The organism is Stenotrophomonas sp. (genome assembly GCF_050737075.1).
In the GTDB taxonomy this organism is placed as follows: Bacteria; Pseudomonadota; Gammaproteobacteria; order Xanthomonadales; family Xanthomonadaceae; genus Stenotrophomonas.
The window spans coordinates 1-4,348 of the sequence record NZ_JBOHXV010000163.1 but is presented as its reverse complement, the minus strand read 5'-3'; the positions used below and the strand labels follow the sequence as shown (position 1 = coordinate 4,348).

The window sequence follows — 4,348 nt, the reverse complement described above, 5'->3', positions numbered from 1 at the left end:
CTCCCTGGTGAAATTAGCGCTGTGGAACCACCCGATCCCATCCCGAACTCGGAAGTGAAACGCAGCTGCGCCGATGGTAGTGTGGCTCAAGCCATGCGAGAGTAGGTCATCGCCAGGGTTTATACCCAAAAACCCCGCTGCTCACGCAGCGGGGTTTTTTTTGTGCGCGCGAACGCGTGCCGACCAACGGTCGACACCTACCCGCAGCAGGGTTTTTTTGCGCGAATGGGTGCCGACCAACGGTCGCGACACCCATTCGCCAGGTCGTTCCGCTCGACGGTAGGGTTGGTTCCCAAACAACTGCCGATCACGGTGATCGGCACGGTGACGCATGGACCCCCAATCGAAATGCGTTGGCTGCGTTCGTGGTCATGCCCCAATGCGGTAATCACCACCCCGGCGGTTGATCGGGATGCAACCCTACCGGCGTCATCTGACATCTTGATTGAGACTTCCCGGATACAACCGACCTCCGGCAAACGCCACTCTGTGGTCATGTCCAGTCCACGTCTCCTCATCGGCCGCCGCTCCCTTCAAGGCGCGTACTACATGCTCACTACGGTCGTGGCCGGCCGCGAATCCCTCTTCATCGACGACACCACCGTCGAATGCGTCGTCGAAGCCCTACGCTGCTCCGACCGCGAAAAACGTTCGAAGACCCTGGCCTGGGTGGTCATGCCCGATCACATTCATTGGCTCATGCAACTGGGCAACGGCAATATCAGCCGCTGCATGCAGGCCTTCAAATCCCGCTCCTCCCGTGCCGTGAACCTGCACCGCGGCAGCGAGGGCTCCTTGTGGCAGCGCGGCTTCTACGACCACTGCCTCCGCTCGGACGAGTCCCTGCTCACCCAAGCCACCTACCTGATGGAGAATCCGGTGCGAGCAGGACTCGCGACAAAGGTCGGCGAATACCCGTACTGCTGGAGCCGGTGGCCCTCCGCTACTGAATGACCCACAAAAAAGCGGCGCCCAAAGGCGCCGCTTCGCTTCAACCAGCGATGTGAACCAGGCTTACTTCGCCGCAGGCGCAGCCGCGTCGGTCTTGCCCTTCATCATCTCGTCGCGCGCCGCCTTGAACGGGTTGCCTTCGTACCAGTTCGGCCAACGGCCGCCGGTCGCCAGCTCCTTGCCGACGCCGTACAGCAGCTGCAGATCTTCCACCGTGCCGTCCAGCTTCCAGGTGCTGGCGTCGTACTCGTCCTTCGGGCCGTGGTAGCGGTCGCGGCCATAGGCCTCGGCCGCCTTGCGCCCGGCGTCCACGCCACCGTCGACCAGGTCTTCGCCACCGTCGGCATACAACGCAGGCACGCCTGCCTTCGCGAAGTTGAAGTGGTCCGAACGGAAGTAGAAGCCGCTCTGCACCGAGCTCTCGCCATGCAGCGTGCGCTTCTGCGCGGCGGCCAGCGGCTTGAGGATGTCCTCCAGCTCCGAGCTGCCGAACCCGGTCACGGTCATGTCTTTCGCGCGGCCGGCCACCGACATCGCGTCGATATTGATCACACCGGCGATCTTGTCGAGCGGGAAGGTCGGGTGGTTCACGTAGTACTTCGAGCCCAGCAGGCCCGACTCTTCCAGCGTGACGGCCAGGAACACCACCGAACGCTCCGGCGCCGGCTGCTGGTGCGCCATGGCATCGGCGACCTCCAGGATGCCGGCCACACCGGTGGCATTGTCGACCGCACCGTTGTAGACGTTGTCGCCCTGCTCACCCTCGTGCTTGCCCAGGTGGTCCCAGTGCGCCATGTACAGCACCGCCTCGTCGGCCTGCTTCGCACCCGGCAGCACGCCGACCACGTTGCGCGACTTCTTCTCGGCGATGGTGCTCTTCAGGTCCAGCGACAGCTTGGCCTTCAGCGGAACCGGCTTGAAGCCACGCTTGTTGGCATCCTTGTACGCCTGGTCCAGGTCGAGCCCGGCGTCGGCGAACAGCTGGCGCGCGGCGTCGGCGCTCAGCCAACCCTGTGCCGGCAGGCGCGGTTCCGGATCATCCTTGGCGGTCAGGTCGTACTGCGGGCCCGCCCACGAATTCTTGACCACGTCCCAGCCATAGGAGGCGCCGGCGGTGTCGTGCACGATCAGCGCGGCAGCAGCGCCCTTGCGCGCGGCTTCCTCGAACTTGTAGGTCCAGCGCCCGTAGTAGGTCATGCGCTTGCCGTCGAACAACTTGTCGTCGTTGACATGGAAGCCCGGATCGTTGACGAACATCACCACCGTCTTGCCCTTCCAGTCCTGCCCGGCGTAGTCGTTCCACTTCTGCTCCGGCGCGTCCACGCCGTAGCCGACGAAGACCAGGTCGCTGCCGTCGATCTTCACTTCCTTCTGGCCGCTGCGCGTGCCGATCACCATGTCGGTGCCGAACTTCAGTTCGCGGGTCTTGCCCGCTTGGTCCAGCTTCAGCACGGTGCTCTCATCGGCGGTGGTCTCGGTCATCGCCACCTCCTGGAACCAGCTGTCGCCATTGCCCGGCTGCAGCCCGATGCGTTGCATCTGGTCGCGGATGTACTCCACCGTGCGGTCTTCGCCGGTGCTGCCCGGGGCGCGGCCTTCGAACTCGTCCGAGGCCAGCGTCTTGACCAGCTCGCCGAAGTCGCCAACGTTGATCTCCGGCGAGAAGGCGTGGCCGGCGGCGGCCGGGGTGGTATCAGCGACCGGCGCGGGCGCCGGTGCGGCGGTCTCGCCCTTGCACGCGGTCAGCGCGGCAGTGGCGGCCAGGCACAACAGAAGTTTGCGGGACATCATCGATTCCTGGAGACAAAGGGCCGGTGCGCGGGCACCGGGTGACAGAGTATCAATCGTTCGGCGCGGCGTCGGTATCGAACGGCACGGGCGTGGCACCGGTCACCGGACCGATGTGCGCGCTGCGATGCACGTACAGCGTGACCTCACGGTCGAACTGCAGCGGACCGTTCACCGCTGCATTGGGGCCGACGATCACGCGCGGCTTGCGGCCCGGCCCCAGCGACAGGCTGAAGTTGGGCTTGTTGACGTGGATGCCGCCCTCGACCACCGAACCAATGCCGACGGTGATGTCGCCGTTGACCGTCTCGATGCCCTTGGACAGGCGGGTTTCGACCAACCCGATGCCGCCATTGACCGTCTCCATGCTGCCGTCGATGCGGGTGCCGCGGTCGGTGAAGATGCTGCCGTTGACGGTTTCAAGATCGCCATCGATCTCCACCTTCTGGCCGACCCGGATGCTGCCGTTCACCGTGGAAATGCCACGGGTGCGGGCGCGGTCGCCGATCTTGATGCCGCCATTGACGGTCTGGATGTCAGCGGTCTCGGTGTCTTCGTCCACCGTAATGCCGCCATTGACGGTTTCGAGATCGCCATAGGCCTGGCCCGAGGTCGCATGGATGCTGCCATTGACCTTGCTGATGCTCTCGTTGGCAAAGGCAGGCGCGCAAGGCAGCACCAGGGCCAACAGCAGCGGGAGCGGGAAACGTTTCATGTGGGTTCGTCCGGTATGCGGCTGGCAGGCCGCCTGCAGGAATGTCACCATGCAGCGCTGCGATCCGCATCTGCCTGAAGTCACTGGAAAGCCCTTGCGCCCCAACGTCTCTTCCTCACGCCGGAATAACAATCCGAACGCTGGGCGCGGCCTTGGGTCGCGCTGGCAGGTGGCACTGTCGATGTGGGTGCTGGTGGCCGCACTGCTCGGGTCGGGGCCGCTGGCCGCGCAGAACCCGAAAGAGGCCGAGCGCAAGCTGCAGAAGCTGCGCACCGAACTCAAGGGCGTGGCGCAGGAACGGCGCACCCTGGAAGGTCAGCGCGGCCAGGCGTCGCGCCAGTTGCGCGAGGCCGACGAGAAGGTCGCAACCACCGGCCGCGTGCTGGCCCAGACCGAAACGGCCTTGCAGCGCGAAACCCGCGCCCTGCAGGAACTGCAGCAGCGCCGCAGCGCGTTGCAGGCCGGGCTTCAGCAGCAGCGGCAGGAACTGGCGTCGCTGCTGCGTGCCGCCTACCGGGTCGGCAACAACGCGCCGCTGAAACTGCTGCTGTCGCAGGACCGGGTGGCCGATGCCAACCGCACGCTGGCCTATCACCGTTACATGCAGCGCGAGCGCGCACGACGGATCGGTGCGCTCACCGCAGACCTCACCGAACTGGAGTCGGTGGAGGCCCAGATCGTCGAACGCCGCCAGGCCCTGGAAGGGACCCGACAGCAGCAGAAGCAGCAGGCCGCAACGCTGGCCAATGATCGTCGGACCCGGGCCGCCACCGTGGCCAGCCTCGACGAGCGTTACAAGGACCGCAGCGAGCGCGAGAAGGCGCTCGGCCAGGATGCCAAGGCACTCGAATCCCTTTTGGCGAACCTGCGCGCCGCGGCTGCGCGCGCCGAGGC

Annotated in this window: 4 protein-coding genes and 1 rRNA gene; 3 read left to right on the top strand and 2 right to left on the bottom strand. The window is 65.5% G+C overall.

Going from position 1 to position 4,348, the window contains the following annotated elements; all coding sequences use genetic code 11:
* Positions 1-3 precede the first annotated feature (3 nt).
* Both rrf and ACREPD_RS21770 read left to right on the top strand, forming a co-directional pair.
* Positions 4-118, top strand: a 5S ribosomal RNA gene (gene rrf, locus ACREPD_RS21775).
* A gap of 377 nt (positions 119-495) precedes the next feature.
* Positions 496-954, top strand: a complete 459-nt coding sequence (locus tag ACREPD_RS21770; RefSeq protein ID WP_431601225.1) for an REP-associated tyrosine transposase — start codon at positions 496-498, stop codon at positions 952-954.
* Between the two features lie 60 nt (positions 955-1,014).
* Here the strand turns inward: ACREPD_RS21770 and ACREPD_RS21765 are convergent, their stop codons facing one another.
* Both ACREPD_RS21765 and ACREPD_RS21760 read right to left on the bottom strand, forming a co-directional pair.
* The gene (locus tag ACREPD_RS21765) at positions 1,015-2,739 is read right to left on the bottom strand and encodes a M28 family metallopeptidase (protein ID WP_431601224.1); all 1,725 of its coding nucleotides are present in this window, start codon (positions 2,737-2,739) and stop codon (positions 1,015-1,017) included.
* A gap of 52 nt (positions 2,740-2,791) precedes the next feature.
* Entirely contained in the window at positions 2,792-3,454 is a 663-nt protein-coding gene (locus ACREPD_RS21760) for a hypothetical protein (protein ID WP_431601223.1), read from the bottom strand.
* A 181-nt stretch (positions 3,455-3,635) separates the two neighbouring features.
* Here ACREPD_RS21760 and ACREPD_RS21755 point away from each other — a divergent pair.
* A partial coding sequence (locus tag ACREPD_RS21755; protein WP_431601226.1) for a murein hydrolase activator EnvC family protein occupies positions 3,636-4,348 on the top strand: 713 nt, incomplete at its 3' end.

Coding starts and splice junctions, on each gene's coding strand:
- ACREPD_RS21760 (WP_431601223.1), bottom strand. CDS start 3,454: ATGAAACGTTTCCCGCTCCCGCTGCTGTTGGCCCTGGTGCTGCCTTGC.
- ACREPD_RS21770 (WP_431601225.1), top strand. CDS start 496: ATGTCCAGTCCACGTCTCCTCATCGGCCGCCGCTCCCTTCAAGGCGCG.
- ACREPD_RS21765 (WP_431601224.1), bottom strand. CDS start 2,739: ATGTCCCGCAAACTTCTGTTGTGCCTGGCCGCCACTGCCGCGCTGACC.